Origin of the sequence: Sinorhizobium sp. NG07B, from assembly GCF_002532005.1 — a bacterium.
Taxonomy (GTDB): domain Bacteria; phylum Pseudomonadota; class Alphaproteobacteria; order Rhizobiales; family Rhizobiaceae; genus Sinorhizobium; species Sinorhizobium fredii_C.
In genome coordinates, this window is the sequence record NZ_NWTD01000012.1 from 53918 (window position 1) to 72574 (window position 18657).

15 protein-coding genes and 2 pseudogenes are annotated in these 18657 nt (G+C 58.4%); 14 read left to right on the top strand and 3 right to left on the bottom strand.

Going from position 1 to position 18657, the window contains the following annotated elements; genetic code table 11:
• Positions 1–227: 227 nt before the first annotated feature.
• Entirely contained in the window at positions 228–1256 is a 1029-nt protein-coding gene (locus tag CO664_RS25640; RefSeq protein WP_097540292.1) for an LLM class flavin-dependent oxidoreductase, read from the top strand.
• Positions 1257–1401: 145 nt separating this feature from the next.
• Here CO664_RS25640 and CO664_RS25645 read toward each other — a convergent pair whose 3' ends face one another.
• Entirely contained in the window at positions 1402–2328 is a 927-nt protein-coding gene (locus CO664_RS25645) for a LysR family transcriptional regulator (RefSeq protein WP_097540293.1), read from the bottom strand.
• Between the two features lie 288 nt (positions 2329–2616).
• Between CO664_RS25645 and CO664_RS25650 the strand changes: the two genes are divergently transcribed.
• A complete protein-coding gene (locus CO664_RS25650) occupies positions 2617–3207 on the top strand; it encodes a NodA family N-acyltransferase (RefSeq protein WP_097540294.1) in 591 nt (196 codons plus the stop codon).
• A gap of 396 nt (positions 3208–3603) precedes the next feature.
• On the opposite strand, the gene CO664_RS25655 is transcribed toward CO664_RS25650, so the two are convergent.
• Positions 3604–4815 carry a beta-ketoacyl-[acyl-carrier-protein] synthase family protein gene (locus CO664_RS25655; protein ID WP_097540295.1) on the bottom strand — a complete coding sequence of 404 codons (1212 nt, stop codon included), beginning with the start codon at positions 4813–4815 and terminating at the stop codon, positions 3604–3606.
• 7 nt (positions 4816–4822) lie between these two features.
• On the bottom strand, positions 4823–5074 hold the full coding sequence (locus CO664_RS25660) for an acyl carrier protein (protein ID WP_037390236.1): 252 nt from the start codon (positions 5072–5074) through the stop codon (positions 4823–4825).
• Positions 5075–6047: 973 nt separating this feature from the next.
• Here CO664_RS25660 and CO664_RS25665 point away from each other — a divergent pair.
• The 12 genes and pseudogenes from CO664_RS25665 (at position 6048) to CO664_RS25720 (ending at position 18110) form a co-directional block, all read left to right on the top strand.
• Positions 6048–6638, top strand: a complete 591-nt coding sequence (locus CO664_RS25665) for a NodA family N-acyltransferase (RefSeq protein WP_097540296.1) — start codon at positions 6048–6050, stop codon at positions 6636–6638.
• Positions 6635–7294, top strand: a complete 660-nt coding sequence (gene nodB, locus CO664_RS25670; RefSeq protein ID WP_097540297.1) for a chitooligosaccharide deacetylase NodB — start codon at positions 6635–6637, stop codon at positions 7292–7294. Before CO664_RS25665 ends, nodB begins: the two co-directional genes overlap by 4 nt.
• A 12-nt stretch (positions 7295–7306) precedes the next feature.
• Positions 7307–8653 (top strand): chitooligosaccharide synthase NodC, encoded by a 1347-nt coding sequence (nodC, locus tag CO664_RS25675; RefSeq protein ID WP_097540298.1) that lies wholly within the window; start codon positions 7307–7309, stop codon positions 8651–8653.
• A gap of 16 nt (positions 8654–8669) precedes the next feature.
• Entirely contained in the window at positions 8670–9287 is a 618-nt protein-coding gene (gene nodS / locus CO664_RS25680) for a nodulation methyltransferase NodS (RefSeq protein WP_097540299.1), read from the top strand.
• A gap of 35 nt (positions 9288–9322) precedes the next feature.
• Positions 9323–11043: pseudogene (gene nodU, locus CO664_RS25685) on the top strand (nodulation protein NodU).
• 4 nt (positions 11044–11047) lie between these two features.
• Positions 11048–11962, top strand: coding sequence for a nodulation factor ABC transporter ATP-binding protein NodI (gene nodI / locus CO664_RS25690; protein ID WP_097540300.1), 915 nt, complete (start codon positions 11048–11050; stop codon positions 11960–11962).
• A 3-nt stretch (positions 11963–11965) separates the two neighbouring features.
• A complete protein-coding gene (locus tag CO664_RS25695; protein WP_097540301.1) occupies positions 11966–12754 on the top strand; it encodes an ABC transporter permease in 789 nt (262 codons plus the stop codon).
• A gap of 34 nt (positions 12755–12788) precedes the next feature.
• Positions 12789–13841 (top strand): NADP(H)-dependent aldo-keto reductase, encoded by a 1053-nt coding sequence (locus CO664_RS25700; RefSeq protein ID WP_097527836.1) that lies wholly within the window; start codon positions 12789–12791, stop codon positions 13839–13841.
• 147 nt (positions 13842–13988) lie between these two features.
• Positions 13989–14750, top strand: coding sequence for a sulfotransferase (locus CO664_RS25705; RefSeq protein ID WP_097527837.1), 762 nt, complete (start codon positions 13989–13991; stop codon positions 14748–14750).
• A gap of 5 nt (positions 14751–14755) precedes the next feature.
• Complete coding sequence (gene cysD, locus CO664_RS25710) at positions 14756–15655, top strand: sulfate adenylyltransferase subunit CysD (RefSeq protein WP_097527838.1); 900 nt, start codon at positions 14756–14758, stop codon at positions 15653–15655.
• Positions 15655–17547: pseudogene (gene cysN / locus CO664_RS25715) on the top strand (sulfate adenylyltransferase subunit CysN). Before cysD ends, cysN begins: the two are co-directional and overlap by 1 nt.
• 215 nt (positions 17548–17762) lie before the next feature.
• Positions 17763–18110: a nuclear transport factor 2 family protein gene (locus tag CO664_RS25720; protein WP_097527839.1), complete on the top strand. Its 348-nt coding sequence runs from the start codon at positions 17763–17765 to the stop codon at positions 18108–18110.
• Positions 18111–18657: the final 547 nt, after the last annotated feature.

The window sequence follows — 18657 nt, forward strand, 5'->3', positions numbered from 1 at the left end:
ACCGCGAACGAGAATGGGTATCGCCTTTCGCTGGAGCCACTCAGCAAAGCTCCAGGGATAAGCCCGTGCGTACTGACGGTCACCGCTGCCGCGCTGTCCGACGCCGCACTGAGAGGACCAATATCGAAATGAGGAGCAAAGACAATTCTCGGACCAGATACACATCAATGCCAGCGGTCGCTTGGGCCGGCTGCCAAAATTTCCGCGCCAGAGTTGGAGATAATTGAATGAAAAGCGCCTCTTCTTCTAACCTCGCCATCGGCATCTTCGATCACCTGGACGAGGACGGCAGCGATATCGCCCGACAATACGCGGATCGTCTGACGCTGGCGGAGACGTGTGATCGCCTCGGTTTCTATGCGTATCATCTCGCAGAGCACCATTTTACCCCTCATGGGAGAGGTCCGTCGCCAAATCTGTTCCTATCGAGCGTCGCACAGCGTACCCGGCAGCTTCGTCTCGGCCCAATGGTAATGCTGCTTAGCCTTTGTCATCCGCTACGCGCGTTTGAAGAGATCTGCATGCTGGATCAATTGAGCGGTGGCAGGCTAGAGCTGGGCATAGGGCGCGGCTCTCTCCCGATCGAATTGGGTTACTTCGGGATCGGTGCGGACGCGGCACCAGAACGCTACGCGGAAGCCAGCACGATACTTATGAATGCAATGAGAGGGGGTACGCTGTCCTATCAAGGCGACTATTTCGAGCTGAATAGCGTTCCGTTGACGCTGAGGCCATATCAGCGTCCGCATCCGCCGACCTGGATCGCCACCAATCGACCCGAGTCCGCAAGCTGGGCGGCCGCGAACGGTACGAACATCGCGTGCGTAGGGCCTGCCGCTTCAGTTCGCAAAGTCACTGACGCCTACCGCGCCTATCGAGAGCGCTGCATTGACGTCGACGATCAAGCGCCGTTTCTAGGCCTGCTTCGCATGGTTGTAATTGGACGCTCTGAAAGAGAAGCGGTTTCGCTTGCGATGCCTGCTTACACCCGGTGGCTCGAAAGCTTTAAGTTTCTCTACGAACTCAATGGGATCCCGACACCACCAAACCTGCCTTTGACCTTCGATGCAGCGATCGAAAGTGAATTGTGCGTAGCAGGAACGGCAGCTTCTGTGCGGCAAGCCCTTCTTGATCAGCTGGAGGCGGCAGGCGCCAACTATCTGCTATGTCAACTCGCATTTGGAAACCTGCCACTAGAGGCTTCGCTCTACACCGCGACAACCATTCGGTCGGAAATTATGGACCGAGTTGCCTGACGATGTGATACACCAACTCGAAACTCGGTCATGCTTGTCTCGGCTGCGAGGCTCAGCTTGGCGCGAGCGCCCGGGTTGTAATCTACTCTACGATGGCGGTACCCCGCGCTGCGGTTTGAACGCTTGAATCCGGGCCGCCGAAACGTCACCTGGGCTCTTGCGGCAAACCCATGCGGGATGCCTCCTCTACCAGCATATCGCGCATCCAGAGGCTTGCAGGATCACTATTGTGAAGGGCAGGCCATTGAACGGCCTCGGTGAATGGGGGAAGTGGCAACGGGAGCTCGACGATCCGCAGCGGAATAGTTTTTGCGAAACGCTGTGCCAGTCTTAGAGGCATGGTCCCTATACGCTCGGTACCCGATACCATGGGCGCTATCATGCTGAAGCCCTGTACCACAACGTCGACACGTCTCTTCATGCCGTGTTCGAGCAAATACCATTCTTCGAGGGATGGCTTGCGCGTATTGCCGAACTTGACCACGACATGCCCCATCGACATGTATTTCTCGAATGTAAGCGGCTCTGACAGTTGCTCGTTCGCGCGACAACCGACGCAAACATGTACCTCCTCGAACAGTTTCGCTCGAGGATGAGCGTTTGACATGAAGATTTCCGGCAGGATCAGAAGATCGATGTCGCCGCGCCGAAGAAGGTCCTCATAGTCGTCCGCAATGGGCAGAAATTCAAAGCTGACGCCCGGCGCTTCGCGCGCAGCCCGCTCCACGATCTTCTCGAAAAAAACGATTGTGGCGTAGTCGGAAAGGATGATTCTGAAGCGACGATCCGACTGGGCCGGGTCAAACGGATCCGAGGAAATGATCGAGACCTGGACGTGCAGCAGGGTCTCGCGAACCGCCGGGGCAAGCCGTTCCGCACGTGGTGTGGGAATCAGCTCACGGCCAATCATTGTAAAGAGCTCATCGTCGAAATAGGTGCGCAGGCGCCCGATCGCCGCGCTCATGGCCGGCTGACTGAGATTGATGCTGCGTGCGGCAGCCGTGAGGTTCCGTTCGGTCATCAACGCGTCGAGCGCGACGAGGAGATTTAAATCAAGGCCCTTGAAACGCATTTGCTCAATTATCCATGGTGTGGATGCGTGACATCCAAACTATCGATTTTACGTATTTACCGGCTTACTCCATTAGATCGTTGTCAATCGAAAGAAATCAAGGGCATCGTCGGCAAATTGCGAGCGGTGCAGGAAGTGACCGAAAGTGGTTGGAACGCCTGTCAGCTCTGGAACATGGTCCCCTGAAGGATTGTACGAGCTCAATGGGCTAGCGGACGCGCCCCATCGAGCGTTGCTTTCAATCGCCTAAACTGTCCCAAGAATTAGCGAAGAAGGAGAGGTCTGTGCATGGGCTCTGAGGTGCGGTGGAAGCTGTGCTGGGAAAACGAGTTGCAACTCGCCGACCATATCGAACTCGCTGAGTTCTTCCAAAAGACATATGGGCCGACCGGCGAGTTCAACGCCAAACCATTCGAAGGCAGCAGAAGTTGGGCCGGAGCGAGGCCAGAGCTTCGCGCGATTGCCTACGACTCGGACGGTGTAGCGGCCCATTTGGGCGTGTTGCGCCGTTTCATCAAGGTTGGCGCGGTTGACCTCCTGGTGGCTGAACTTGGCTTGTACGGGGTGCGTCGGGATCTCGAAAGACTCGGAATCAGTCATTCAATCCGCGTTATGCTTCCAACATTGCAGGAGCTTGAGGTTCCGTTCGCTTTCGGCACGGTCAGGCACGCGCTGCAGCAGCATGTTGAGAGACTTGGCCGACATAGTCCAGTGACCGTCCTGTCGGGGCTTCGCGTGCAGTCCACGCTCCCAGAAGCTCGTCTCGACAAGCCGCCAACGCGTATCGAAGATGCACTTGTCATCGTTCTGCCAGTGGGGCGGCCAATCTCCGATTGGCCCGCCGGTACAATGATCGAACGTAACGGGCCGGAGCTATAGGGAGCTCGATTGCTTTTGATGTGTGCGAGCGTGCCCTGAGGTACCCACATGCTTACTGCGGACGCTCACGGCTGAGTACCCACTCGGGCGAGACCTGATGCAGTAAAGCATGAACATCGTTGGATCTTCTTCTATGCGCCAACACTGTGGTTTCATGCTCGACCGGCTTGCCGATCGCAGCCTCATCAGGGGCTGCTCCAGCAATTACGCTTAAGCTTTTGAAATTTAAGTGCGCAGCGTCTGTCGCGGACCCATGCCGTCATTGCGTTCACGACAACGGCTGCGCCTTTCTTCCTCCGGGACCTGGGACTGCATTTGCGTGGATGGCTCCGTCCGGCCGCCGACTTTTTGCCGCAGAATTTCTCTGATTTCAATGCGGCTCCTTCGCAAGAGCCGTCAGGCCGCCGTAATCGCCAGCACGGCGTTGGTGCCGCCGAAGGCGAAAGAATTGCTGATCGCTGCTCGCACCTTGCGCTGGCGCGAAGTGCTGGGTGTCACGTCGAGGTCGCACTCCGGATCCTTCTCCCGGTAGTTCGCAGTCGGCGGGATTAGCCCGTCGCGGAGCGACATGACACAGGCAATCAGCTCCAGAGCGCCGGATGCCCCCATGCAGTGGGCATGCAACGACTTGGTCGAGGAAACCGAAAGGACATCGGCGTGACTGCCGAAGACGCGGCGAATTGCCTGGGTCTCGAGCCGGTCGTTGTATTTGGTGCCTGTGCCGTGCGCGTTGACATAGTCAATGTCCTCAGGCAGGAGCCCGGCATCGGCAAGACAGGCCTTGATTGCGGCGATCGGGCCTTCGACGCTCGGTGCGACAATGTCGGATGCGTCTGCGGACATTCCAGTGCCGGCAAGCTCGGCAAGGATCGGAGCGCCGCGCGCCACGGCGTGCCCATAGGTCTCGAGGACCGCCATGCCCGCGCCCTCGCCGAGCACCAGGCCGTCTCGATCGGCAGAAAACGGCCGGCAAGTCTCGCGGGCGACGGCGCGCAGCGCCTCCCAAGCCTTCAACACACCAAAGGCGAACGGCGCGTCGGTACCGCCAGCCAACATGACGTCAGCCCTGCCGAGCCTCAGCTGGTCGATCGCAGATATGAACGCGTGGTTTGACGACGAGCAGGCCGACGTTACGCCGAACACGGGCCCACGCAGCCCGTAGACCATGCTTACCTGACTGGCCGGTGCGCCTGGCATGGAGCGAGGCACCGCAAAGACATTCGTGTGTGATTTCCCGTCGATGAAGAGCCCGCGATAGTTCTCTTCGAGCGTCTCAGCACCGAAGATAGCTGTGCCGACAACCGCGCCGATGCGATTGGTGTTGACATTGTCGACGGTGAGCCCCGATTGCCGAAGCGCCTCGCCAGCGGCGAGAACAGCCAGCAGGCTGTAGCGGTCCATCGTCGCAAGGCGCTTGCGATCGAACTCGACCTCGGGCAACTGCTTGACCTCTGCCCCGGTGCGGATTTTCGTCTTATGGAGGTGGATCCTGGTGATCTCGCCGATCGCCGATCGGCCTGCTGCCATCGCTCCCCAGATGGATGGCACGTTGACGCCCAAGCCGCAGATGCCGCCGAGGCCGGTTATTACGATACGGGACCGGGCCATGCGAAAGCTAACTCTTAGCTGTAATTAAAGCGCGTGTCGCCTCGACGAGGTCGCCGACGTTCTTGAGGTTGCTCCAGGCCTCGGAAGTGCTCATCTCGATCTCAATGCCGTAGGCGACCTCGAGATCAAAGACGATCTCGGTCAATTCGAGCGAGTGGATTTCAAGATCTCCGAGCTCTGAGTCCATCGTAATTTCTTTGTCTTTGTCCGCATGAGCTTTTATCTTTTCGATAATCTCGGTTGCCAGCTGATCGGCCATTGCCCTCACCCAAATTCCTGTTTCAGTTCCCTGTGCAACGAAGCTGAGCGGGCCAGCTGCATCTGCAGTTCCACACTGGAACTTTGTCTTGTTCAACGTACCCTGTGGTCAGTCTTCATTTTGCTTGGTGGCCGCCAAGGCCAGGCAGACGCACACAATCACGAAGAATTTCGCGTGAGGCCTTGCGTGAAGTGAAAGCCGTACCTCATCGAAATACGGAGTTGTATTCGTGTAGCGGTCGCATGTCCTCGCATATCGTGTAGCAGTTAACATTAGGCGCCGCGGTTCAAGCGATGTTGCACGAGAATTCGCGTCGTTCCTCCATGCAGCTTTCCGTAACATTGGTAAAATCGATTATATGGATGGCATGCATCCATGTGTTGAATGCACTGCAGGACATGCTTGGCGCTTTGCAATTGCTGGCCCTGGGATGCGGGTGCGTTTGGGCGACGTCTTGAGAGGGAGCAACTTCCCGTCTCAACCGACGGTGCCCGATCCTATGCTCAGGCGCGCCGATGTTGGCTCGCAGTTTTTGATCTGAGGACGGCCTCAATAGGTGGGATAACCACGACGGCCGCGCGGACTAATCTTTTGATGCTGAACGCCTGCCAGCTTGCCCAATTAGAGGTTCAGCACGACACAGACTGACGCGCTCACGACCGCTAATCCATCCATGCCGTCGATGCATGCCATCCAAACAATCGATTTTACGAATTCATTGGCCTGCTCCATTAGAAGCCGATCACTTGACGAAAATCAAGATCCATCGACGGCGCATTTTGCGAGTGGCGCAGGAAGGGACCGGAAGTGGTTAGGCAGCCCAGGCAGTTCTGGAACGTGGTGTTACGACAGGTTCGAGCGTTCCAGTTACAGGTGATCGCGATCGCTGACGACAGCCTCTGACGTTCAACATCGCTCGCAGCTTCGATCGTGTGATCGGGCCTAGCAGCAGCAAAAATGAGGAGGTCTTTGCATGCGCTCTGAGGTGCAATGGCGTCTATGCTGGGAAAATGAGTTGCAACTCTCCGACCATGTAGAGCTCTGCGAGTTCTTTCGAAAGACCTATGGCCCGACCGGCGAGTTCAATGCAAAGCCTTTCGAGGGCAGTCGAAGTTGGGCCGGAGCCAGGCCTGAGCTGCGGGCAATCGCCTATGATTCCCGTGGGGTTGCTGCCCACATGGGCTTGCTACGCCGTTTTATCAAGGTTGGTGAAGTCGACCAACTCGTGGCTGAACTAGGATTGTACGGGGTACGCCCGGACCTTGAAGGGCTCGGCATCTCCCACTCGATCCATGTCATGCTTCCAGTACTGCAGGAGCTTGGCGTTCCCTTCGCTTTCGGCACAGTTCGGCATGCGCTGCGCAAACATATTGAGAGATTCGCCCGGTACGGTCTGTTGACCGTCATGTCTGGGGTTCAGGTGCGGTTCACCCTGCCAGAGGCGCGTCTCGACAAACCGCCCATACGCATCGATGACCCACTTGTCATCGTTCTGCCGGTTGGTCAGTCGATCTCCGACTGGCCAAGCGGCACGATCATCGATCGGAACGGGCCAGAGCTATGACGCACCTCGATTGCTTGACTGAAGTGCGCAGCGCCGGCAGTGACGATACCGCTCAGCGCAGCGTTTACTTGACGTTCGACGACGGTCCTCATCCATTTTGTACTCCGGCAATTCTCGATGTGCTGGCGGAACACCGGGTCTCGGCAACATTCTTCGTCATCGGCCAGTTCGCGGCCGACCAGCCAAGCCTCGTCCAACGAATGGTCGCAGAAGGGCATGAAGTCGCCAACCACACGATGACACATCCGGACCTGTCCACATGCGGACCGGGCGAAGTAGAGCTTGAAATACTTCAGGCGAACAGAGCCATCAAGGCGGCGTGCCCTCACGCCTCGGTGCGGCACATCCGTGCTCCATATGGCATCTGGAGCGAAGAAGTGCTGACGGCGTCGGCGAAAGCTGGGTTGACCGGGGTCCATTGGTCGGTCGATCCTCGAGACTGGTCCTGCCCTGGCGTCGACGCCATTGTTGATGCAGTGCTCGACTCTGTTCGGCCGGGCGCAATTGTGCTCTTGCACGACGGATGTCCTCCCAACGAAATGCAGCCCGGCACTGGCCGCAATCTGCGCGCGCAGACCATCTTGGCGCTATCCAGCCTAATTCCTGCCTTGCATGGCCGCGGCTTTGTAATCCGCTCGCTTCCTCAAGATCACTGAAGAAGAGATCCCATGAATTTTCTTGATACAACCAGCACCGTCGCCATCTCGCTTTATGCGCTGCTCTCGACTGCTTATAAAAGCATGCAGGCCGTTTACTCTCAGCCGGCATTCGATTCATCGGCGTCTGAGCGCCCGGTCGGCTTCGACCAGCTGCCGAGCGTGGACGTCATCGTCCCTTGCTTCAACGAAGACCCGAGCACGCTGTCTGAGTGCCTGGCTTCCATCGCAGATCAGCAATACCCCGGGGAAATGCGCGTCTATGTGGTGGATGACGGTTCTGGCAATCGCGACGCGTTGCGACCCGTGCACGAGACCTTCGCGCGCGACCCGAGGTTCGATATCATTCTGCTTCCTCAGAATGTCGGAAAGCGCAAGGCACAGATCGCCGCGATACGCCGCTCTCATGGAGATCTGGTGTTAAACGTCGACTCTGACACGATACTCGCGTCCGATGTCATCACCAAGCTTGTACCCAAGATGCAGGATCCGGCCGTCGGCGCGGCCATGGGACAGTTGACGGCCAGCAACCGAAGCGACAGTTGGCTGACCCGTTTGATCGATATGGAGTACTGGCTGGCTTGCAACGAGGAGCGTGCCGCACAGGCTCGCTTCGGGGCCGTTATGTGCTGCTGCGGCCCATGTGCCATGTACCGCCGCTCTGCGCTCGTCATGCTGCTGGACCAGTACGAGTCCCAATATTTTCGGGGCAAGCCAAGCGATTTCGGTGAGGATCGGCATCTCACCATTCTCATGCTGAAAGCCGGCTTTCGAACCGAGTACGTGCCAAGCGCCATCGCAGCTACAGTCGTTCCGAACAGGCTAGGTCCGTATCTGCGCCAACAACTGCGCTGGGCACGGAGCACGTTCCGGGATACGTTGCTTGGACTGCGCCTGCTGCCCGGCCTCAATCGCTTTCTGACACTGGACGTGGTCGGACAGAATCTCGGACCGTTGCTTCTGGCGCTATCGGTACTAACAGCGCTCGTACAGCTCGCACTGACAGGGACCGCGCCTTGGTGGACAGTCCTGATGATTGTGGCGATGACCATGATTCGCTGCAGCATTGTGGCGTTTCGGGCCCGCCAGCTTCGATTCCTGGGCTTTTCTCTGCACACATTCATCAACATTTTTCTGTTGCTGCCCTTGAAGGCCTACGCGTTGTGCACACTGAGCAATAGCGACTGGCTGTCGCGCAGCTCTGCTGGCAGCTCGTCGAAAAAAGCGGCGGAACAGGGCCCCATCCAACGTTCGACGACTGAAGAATGTTCGGGACATACGACACCGCTTCGAAGGCTCAACCTTGCACGCGACTCTTCGAGGCTAGTGACGTCTGAATGCATTTGCAGCGACGAGTAAGAGCTACATACCCGAGGTGAACGAGTTGACACAGATCGACAATTATCAATTGCTGAATCGGGAACTGGCCGCAGACGATCCATGGGGACTCGACGCCAATCCATTCGAGCGTGAGCGCCACACTCAGATGCTCCGCCTGTCGCTTGCCCAGGGATCTATCTCAAATGCGCTCGAAGTGGGGTGCGCTGCCGGCGCCTTCACGGTGCAGCTAGCACCCCACTGCCAACGCCTCACCGTGATCGATGTTGTGCCTCAAGCTATCGAAAAAGCGCGCCGACGCATGAAGGACCCGCCGCACATCAGCTGGATAGTCTCTGATGTTCAACAGTTTGCACCTGATGAGCGGTTTGATCTGATCGTTGTGGCGGAAGTGCTCTACTACGTTGGAGGAATAGCCGAGATGCGTGCGGCCGTCCGCAATTTGGTGCGGATGCTGGCGCCAGGTGGACATCTCGTTTTCGGATCGGCGCGCGACGCCAATTGTCGTCGCTGGGGCCACGTTGCTGGTGCTGAGACGGTCGTCGGCATGCTGAACGAAACTTTGCTCGAGGTAGAGCGGCTCGAGTGCCGGGGTGAGTCGGTCAACGAAGACTGCTTGCTCGCCCGTTTCCGGAATCCGGTTTCTGCTTCCTGACGAACTGAACCGTCGACGTTAGACATGGAGACACTATGCGCATCTGTGGTATCAAGCTGACCCATGACGGGGCGATCGCGCTTGTCGAGGACGGACGGCTCGTCTTCTGCATTGAGCAGGAGAAGCGGGACAACAATCCGCGATATCAAACCGTAGACAATCTCGACGCAGTCGTCGCCGCTTTGGCGCAACACGGTCTCAATCCGCGCGATATTGATCAATTCGTTATCGACGGCTGGGATGGTGAGGACGAGTCACAGTTCCAGGTCCTCAGTGGAGTGACGCCCTTAACCCTAAAAGGGGCGCCTTATGTCGAACGCCATGCCGATGGCCTTCTCGAATCCCTCGACGGCTCCGGACTCGTTCTCGACGACCGGGCATTTCCTTACAAGAGCTATCCTCATGTTACGGGCCACGTGGCCTCCGCATACTGCACCAGCCCCTTTGCCAGCACCGGGCAACCTGCATTCTGCCTCGTTTGGGACGGCTGCATCTTTCCCCGCCTCTATTACGTGGACGGCCGAGGCGCTCGGTTCCTCGAGTGCCTGTTCCCTGTGATAGGCCAGGCCTATGCTGCGGCGGGCCATTATTTCGGCCCCTATAAGAAGGCGAGCCGGGGAGGTTGGGATCTAGGGATTGCTGGTAAGCTGATGGCCTATATCGCGCTTGGGTCGGTTGATGAAGATATCGTCGCGGTGTTTCAGGAGCTCTACGAGGAGCACTTTGCGGCCGACACGGAGCATGCCAGTCGCTACCGCGCCAACATCACGGACGCCGAGTCTTCGCTCGCAGCTGTGCATGATTTCTTCGAAGCCAGCGTGATGCGTTTGGAGACGAAGGCACCTGAAGACGTGCTTGCGTCGTTTCATCTCTTCCTTGAGCGTCTCCTTGTCCGCGAAATGACAAATGCTGTGCGGCGCCATTCGTTTCCGGGCCCGAAGAACCTGTGTATAGCCGGGGGTTGCGGTCTCAATATCAAATGGAACAGTGCACTGCGGGAGACGGGCCTGTTCAATGCCGTCTGGGTACCGCCATTTCCGAATGACAGCGGCTCGGCAATCGGTGCCGCTTGCTGCGCAATGGTGGAGCAGCAAGGCTTCGTGTCCCTGGAATGGTCGGTCTACAGCGGCCCGGTCTTGCAGATTGGGCGTGTGCCGCCGGGATGGAAGGCCCAGCTGTGCGGCATGCCGGAACTTGCCACTATCCTCGCCAGCAACAAGCCCGTGGTTTTCCTTTCCGGGCCCGCCGAGCTTGGACCTCGCGCGTTGGGAGGCCGAAGCATTCTGGCAGCCGCGACCTCGCCGGAAATGAAGGATTTTCTGAACGACGTGAAATTCCGCGAACACTTCCGGCCGGTAGCGCCGATATGCCTGGAAGACCGGGCGCCGAATATATTCAACCCTGGAACTCCGGATCCCTATATGCTGTTCGATCATCAGACTCGGAATGGCAGGACAAAATTCCGGCTGTTGTCCATCTCGATGGATCGGCACGATTGCAGACCATGTCGAGGCACTCTCTTCATGAAGTGGCCGAGCTACTCGTCGAATATGAAAAACTCACGGGCATTCCGCTGCTTTGCAACACGAGTGCCAATTACCATGGACGAGGCTTTTTCCCGGATGCAGCTGCAGCCTGCGAATGGGGACGCATTGACAACATATGGTGCGACGGCCTGCTCTACACGAAAACGCAGGTAACCGAAGAAACGCCAGTCAGCCCTCGCAGTAACCAGTCGGCCCTCACGGTAAGATGAGCGCATGTCCATGACGTCTATCGACCTTTCCGGCGTAAGCAAGACCTATGGCGACAAGGTTGTGGTCGACAAGCTGTCGTTCAGCGTTGCGCCGGGGGAATGCTTCGGGCTGCTTGGACCGAACGGCGCAGGCAAAAGCACGATTGCGCGTATGATCCTCGGCATGACATCGCCTGATGCGGGGAAGATTACTGTGCTCGGGGTGCCGGTACCGGCAAGGGCTCGCTTGGCGCGAAGGGGCATCGGCGTGGTGCCCCAGTTCGACAACCTCGACCCTGAGTTCACTGTACGCGAGAACCTGCTGGTCTACGGACGCTACTTCGGCATGAACACACGCAAGATCAAAGCGGTCATGCCGTCGCTTCTTGAGTTCGCACGCCTGGAGAGCAAGATAGATGCGCGGGTCTCCGAACTTTCGGGCGGCATGAAGCGGCGCCTGACGCTTGCACGTGCATTGATCAATGACCCGCAGCTGCTTGTCATGGACGAGCCGACCACCGGTCTCGATCCGCACGCACGCCACCTGATCTGGGAGCGCCTGCGTTTCCTGCTGGCGCGCGGCAAGACGATTATCTTGACGACCCACTTCATGGAAGAGGCTGAGCGGTTATGCGATCGGCTTTGCGTGCTCGAAAGAGGTCGCAACATTGCAGAAGGGCGTCCGCACGCGCTGATCGATGAACTGATCGGGTGCGAGGTAATCGAGATCTATGGCGGCAATCCGCATGAACTGGACTCTCTAATTAGACCATATGCAGATCGCATCGAAATCAGCGGCGAGACACTCTTTTGCTACGCCCCCGATCCGGAAAAGGTGCGAGTGCAGCTGCGCGAGCGCTCAGGATTGCGTGTTCTGCAGCGTCCGCCGAACCTAGAGGATGTGTTTTTGCGGCTGACCGGGCGAGAGATGGAGAAGTGAGCTATGGGTGAAGGTTTTGCCGCGGCTCTGCCCGCCAACGCTTGGAACTGGATCGCGGTGTGGCGACGCAACTATCTTGCCTGGAGGAAAGTAGCACTTGCTTCAATTCTCGGGAACCTGGCTGATCCTATGATCTACCTGTTCGGCCTCGGCCTTGGCCTCGGACTTGTTGTAGGTCGCGTCGACGGCACGTCTTACATCGCGTTCCTGGCAGGCGGCATGGTGGCGACAAGCGCGATGACGTCTGCGACATTCGAGACGATTTATGCGGCTTTCGCGCGAATGAACTCCCAGCGAACCTGGGAAGGGATCCTTTACACACAAATGACACTCGGCGACATCGTTCTCGGTGAGTTGGCATGGGCAGCCAGCAAGGCGTTTCTCGCCGGTACGGGTATTATGATTGTCGCCACCGTGCTGGGCTATGCGACGTGGCCGTCCGTCCTTTATGCGCTACCGGTCATCGTGCTCACTGGATTTGCCTTCGCGAGCCTGGCGATGGTGGTCACGTCCCTTGCGCCCAGCTACGACTACTTCATTTTTTACCAGACGCTTGTCCTTACACCGATGCTTTTCTTGTGCGGCGCGGTGTTTCCAATCACGCAGCTGCCCCAGACCTTCCAGCAGGCAGCGCAATTCTTGCCACTAGCGCATGCAATCGACCTCATACGTCCGGCAATGCTTGGCCGCCCGGCGGGCAGCATGGGCCTGCATATGGGCGCGCTTTGCCTCTACACAATCCTGCCGTTCTTTCTATCGGCGGCACTGTTTCGTCGGCGCCTGATGTCTTGACGCCACCCACGATTACACGAGAAGGAGGAACGCGATGCAGTGTCGCGAACTTGGCCGCAGCGGTCTGAAGATAAGTGTGCTTGGCCTGGGCACAATGAGCTGGGGAGAGCAGAATACGGAAGCGGAGGCGCACGCGCAGATGGACGCGGCCCTCGATGCCGGCATAAACTTTGTCGATACCGCAGAGATGTACCCCGTGCCGCCCCGCCTGGAGACGCATGGCCTGACAGAGCGTTGCATCGGCAGCTGGATACGAAAGACCGGCCGCAGGCAGGACATTGTGCTCGCAACAAAAGCCGTCGGGCCTGCTCGGGCAGGAAAAGCGAACTTGCCTTATGTGCGCGACGGCCGGGTCAGCTATACTCGCGCCAATCTGTTCGAGGCCGTGGACGCCAGTCTCCGAAGGCTTGAGACGGATTATATCGATCTCTTCCAGCTGCATTGGCCAGACCGAAGCACTAACGTCTTCCAGCTGCTCGACTACCAGTACGAGCTGGACGACGATACTGTTGCGATCCTGGAGACGCTGGAAGCGTTGAGCGCACTCGTCGACAGCGGTCGCGTTCGTCACATCGGGCTCTGCAACGAGACAGCTTGGGGTCTTGCGCGCTTCCTGCATCACGCGGAAGCACAAGGGCTAGCACGCGTGATAAGCACTCAGAGTCCTTACAATCTGCTCAACCTGGATTTCGAATATGGTCTCGCCGAGATGGCGCTGCGCGAACAGGTGGGCCTCCTCGCGTATTCGCCGCTCGCAATGGGCACGCTGACCGGGAAATACCTCGGAGGTCACCGGCCAACTGGCTCGCGGCTGAACTTGTTCGGACGGTTCTTCCGCTACAGCAACGAGAGGGCTCAGCACGCGGCACTCGCATATACGACGCTCTTCCGTGAACATGGCATCGATCCAGTGCACGGCGCGTTGTCGTTCGTCAGGGGCCGGCCATTTGTGGCAACCACCCTGATAGGGGCCACCTCTGTGCAGCAACTGCAGCACAACATCGCCAGCCTGAAAGTCAACCTGTCACGCGAAGTCCTGGATGGTATCCAATCGATCTATCAGCGCTATGGAACGACGGCACCATGAGCCGCGGCGGCCTCCCTGCTGCAACCTACGCCAATTTTTGAGCAAGTCACGCGGGTGAAACTGGACTCGCGCCGATCGGGGTGGGCGAGTTCGTTATGCTGGCGCCACCCAAACTTTCACGAATTATTTGAGTCGGGAACACGTGCAATGACCAACACCGCACCGGCGCCTGAGCCATTTGCGATCCTTGGAATGCCGAGAACTGGAACGCACTACCTTGAAGAGTTGCTGAATGAGCATCCGAACGTGTTGAGCAACGGTGAGCTGCTTAACACGTACGACGCGAATTGGCCCGATAAGGATCGCCTGCTAAGCAGCGATCGCGAGCTTCTGGAACTTGCCTATCTGCGATTTCCCATGCGGAGCGACAAGAAGGTCACGCATGTTGGATGCAAGATCAACGAACCGCAGTTTCAGGAACGTCCGAGCTTTTTCAGCGAGCTGGCGCGCTGGCCAGGGCTCAAGGTCATCCTTTTGTCTCGCAGGAACACCTTGGAGTCGCTGCGTTCGCTGGTGCAGGCAAGGCAAAGCCGCCAATGGCTGAAATTCAGTTCGGACGACGATACGGCTCCGCCGCCGCGCGTCAACTTGTCGATCGACACCTGCGAGGACTACTTCAAGGCCGCTGATGAGTTTCATGCTCGCGTCGCGCACTCCGTCGCTTCGAACAGGTTGCTTGAGATCGAGTATGAGAGACTTCTGCGTGAACCCACCGGATGTCTGGAAGCCGCCTGGCGATTTCTGGGCGTTCCTGCGTTGCAACTTTCAGGCAGCGGTACCCTTCAGCGCCTGGAACAGCGGCCGCTGGACGAAACCGTAGAAAATTTCGAAGAGTTGCGGCGTCATTTCGCAGGCGGACCTTACGCGAGATTCTTCGAGCTTGATGACGCATTGGTGCCGGTGGGGTAAGTGACATGTCTCTTTCCCATCTCCGGAGACTTGAAGCCGAAGCCATTCATGTCCTTCGAGAAGTAGTCGCGACGTTTTCGAACCCGGTTGTCTTCTATTCGATCGGCAAGGACTCGTCCGTTCTCCTGCATCTGGCGATGAAGGCGTTCTTTCCGGCAAAGCCGCCCTTTCCCTTCCTGCATGTGGACACGACGTGGAAATTCCGGGAAATGATCGAGTTTCGCGATAGGATGGCGCGAGAACGCGACTTCAAACTTCTCGTCCATGTCAACCAGGACGGCGTCGAGCAGGGTATCAATCCCTTTACGCATGGGTCCAACCTGCACACCCACGTCATGAAGACGATGGCGCTGAGGCAAGCCCTCGAGAAATACGGCTTCGACGCGGCTTTGGCGGGAGCGCGGCGGGACGAGGAGAAGTCGCGGGCCAAGGAACGCATGTTCTCGATCCGCAACGCCCAGCACGGCTGGGACCCGAAGCGCCAGCGGCCGGAGATGTGGAAGACCTACAACACCCGCGTCGGTGCCGGTGAGACGATGCGGGTGTTCCCGCTCTCCAATTGGACCGAGTTCGATATCTGGCAATACATCCATCAGGAAAATATCCCGATCGTGCCGCTCTACTTTGCGGCGCGCCGGCCGGTGGTGAGCCGCGGCGGCATGCTGATCATGGTCGACGACGGCCGCATGCCGCTCGAACCCGGCGAAGAGGTCGTGGAGCGGATGGTCCGCTTCCGTACGCTCGGCTGTTATCCACTGACAGGCGCGGTCGAATCCGAGGCTGCCACGGTTCCGCACATAGTGCGGGAGATCATGACGGCGCGCACGTCGGAGCGGCAGAGTCGCCTGATCGACACGGACGAAGTCGCGGCGATGGAAAAGAAGAAGCGGGAGGGGTACTTCTGATGTCGCATATGCCTCCGATACCGCCGCACGACCTGGCGGCGCATCTCGCCGAGCACGACAACAAATCGATCCTTCGATTCATCACCTGCGGCTCCGTCGACGACGGCAAGTCGACGCTGATCGGGCGTTTGCTCTATGATGCGAAGCTGATCTTCGAGGATCAATTGGCCAATCTCGGACGCGTCGGCGCGGCGAACGGCAGTGAGATCGACCTGGCGCTGCTTCTCGACGGCCTTGAGGCCGAGCGCGAACAGGGGATCACCATCGACGTCGCCTACCGCTATTTCGCCACGGCGAAGCGCAAATTCATCGTCGCCGACACGCCCGGCCACGAGGAATATACCCGCAATATGGTGACGGGCGCCTCGACGGCCGATCTCGCCATCATCCTGATCGACAGCCGCCAGGGCATTCTCCAGCAGACCCGGCGTCATTCCTATATCGCCTCGCTGCTCGGCATCCGCCATGTGGTTCTGGCGGTCAACAAGATCGATCTCGTCGACTTCCGCCAGCAGGTCTTCGACGAGATCGCAACCGACTATCTGGCCTTTGCCAGGGAACTCGGCTTTGCCAGCATCCAGCCGATCCCGATCTCGGCGCGGTTCGGCGACAATGTAATCTCGGCCTCTGTAAACACGCCGTGGTACAAGGGGCTGGCACTCCTCCAATACCTGGAAACAGTGGATTTCGACCCACCCGCAAAGGAGCGGCCGTTCCGGTTTCCGGTCCAACTGGTGATGCGGCCGAACGCGGACTTCCGCGGCTATGCAGGCCAGGTTGCGTCGGGCCATATCTCCGTCGGCGATCCGGTGGTCGTCGCCAAATCCGGCCAGCGATCCACAGTCAAGGAGATCGTGACCTATGCCGGGAGCCGCGACGCGGCGGGGGAGGGGGAGGCCGTGACACTCGTCCTTGCCGACGAGGTCGATGTCTCGCGCGGCAACATGCTGGTCCCCCCTGCCGCGCAGCCGTACGTGGCCGACCAGTTCCAGGCGCATGTGATCTGGTTCGATGCAAGTCCGATGTTCCCGGGGCGGAGCTACATCCTCAGAACCGAAACCGACAGCGTCAGCGCAACGGTGACGACCCTCAAGCACCAGGTGAACATCAACAGCCTCGTCCGCGAAGCCGCGAAATCGCTACAGATGAACGAGATCGGCGTCTGCAACATCTCGACGCAGTCACCCGTCGCCTTCGACGCCTATAAGGACAACAGGGCGACCGGCAACTTCATTTTCGTCGACCGTGTGACAAACGCCACCGTCGGCGCCGGCATGATCGACTTCCCGCTCCGCCGCGCCGACAACGTCCATTGGCATGCACTTGAGGTGAATAAAAGCGCGCGCAGCGCGCTGAAGAACCAGCGCCCTGCCGTGCTCTGGTTCACCGGGCTTTCCGGTTCCGGCAAGTCGACGATCGCAAACGCGCTCGACCGCATCATGCATGCCCGCGGCAAGCACACCTACCTGCTCGATGGCGACAATGTGCGCCACGGGCTCAATCGGGATCTCGGTTTTACCGAGGAGGATCGTGTCGAGAACATTCGCCGCGTAGCGGAGGTGGCCAAGCTTATGGCCGATGCCGGCCTGATCGTTCTGGTGTCCTTCATCTCGCCGTTCCGCGACGAACGCCGCATGGCGCGCGAATTGATGGAAGAGGGCGAGTTCATCGAGATCTTCATCGACACGCCGATCGACGAATGAGCGCGGCGCGATCCGAAGGGGCTTTATCAGAAGGCTTTTGCCGGAAAGATCGCAAATTTCACCGGCGTCTCCTCACCCTATGAGGCGCCGGAGAACCCGGAACTCCATCTGAAGACGGTCAAAGAGGACCCGGTCGCCCTTGCGCTCAAGATCGTGGACTTTCTCGACAAATGGATGGAGGAGAAATGACACCCCTTTGCGAAGTCTTGGTACGAATAGCGCTCGATACGGGAGCGGCATTCTCTGATGTATCTACGAGGCCCCCGCCAAGGTGTCTTGCAAGGGCGTGCGGGTCCAACGTTCTTGAACACTGACGAGGCGTTCTTGAGTGCTCCTCATCACGGTCAAGGAGTCGTACTTCAGGCGTGCTCCAATGATCCTAGCCGGCAGATGGAACATTCTCGATGAAGCCGCGTGAAATCGTCGAAGAGTGGATTAGACGCTTCAACAGGCGTGACGCGGTCGCCCTTGCAGAACTGTATCGAGAAGATGCCCTGCACCTTCCAGCAAAGCAGCGTTCTGTCGAAGGTCGCTCTGCAATCCAGGAAATGTTTGAGCAGGATTTCGCGGTTGCGGGAATGACCTGCGTTCCAGAGGTCATATACGAAATAGGTGCTAGCGCAGTACTCGAATGGCGCGATCCATCCGGCCGGCGAGGATGTGGCGTCTTCGCTGTGCGCGATAGCCGCATCTCCTTTGCGTACTGGGACGAACGTGCATCCGTCCGGATGCAAAATCTTCCGATCCAGTGAAGGCCATTTGCCTTTCGATCGTGCGCTCTGTTTTCGTTTCAGGGACCATCTGTGGTCGGCAGCGTTCCGGTGCCCATTGTTCTTCTCAGCACCGGCGGCCGCTGCTTGCGTTCATCATCCATAACGAGAATGGGGTCCATCCATACAATCGATTTTACCGATCTCGCGTAATGCTGCATTGACGAAGACCTGGGCACTGAGGCCCGCCTGCACGACCAGACCTCCCAGTCGTGCATGATTCCAACACTGGATGGCCGGGATTGTAATCCGCTCCGTCCTCAATCATGTCCCGCTCCGGCCGTGGCCGGTAGGAGGAGGCGAACCAGGCTCCATTTTAGAGAAGCCGCAGGGGTAAGATGCCGATGCTCAGCGTTGTCATTGCGCACGACGAAAATGTCCTCAATTCCGACGACGTGTGCACGCCGGTTGTTCTTTTGCCTCGGCCAAGGGCGGCGGAGTCTTCCCTGGTTTCTTCTCAAAAATCGTCGTCGAGCTCCGTAGTTGCATGCTGAGGCGCTGGAACTTTCCCCTGATGTCCTGCAAGCGC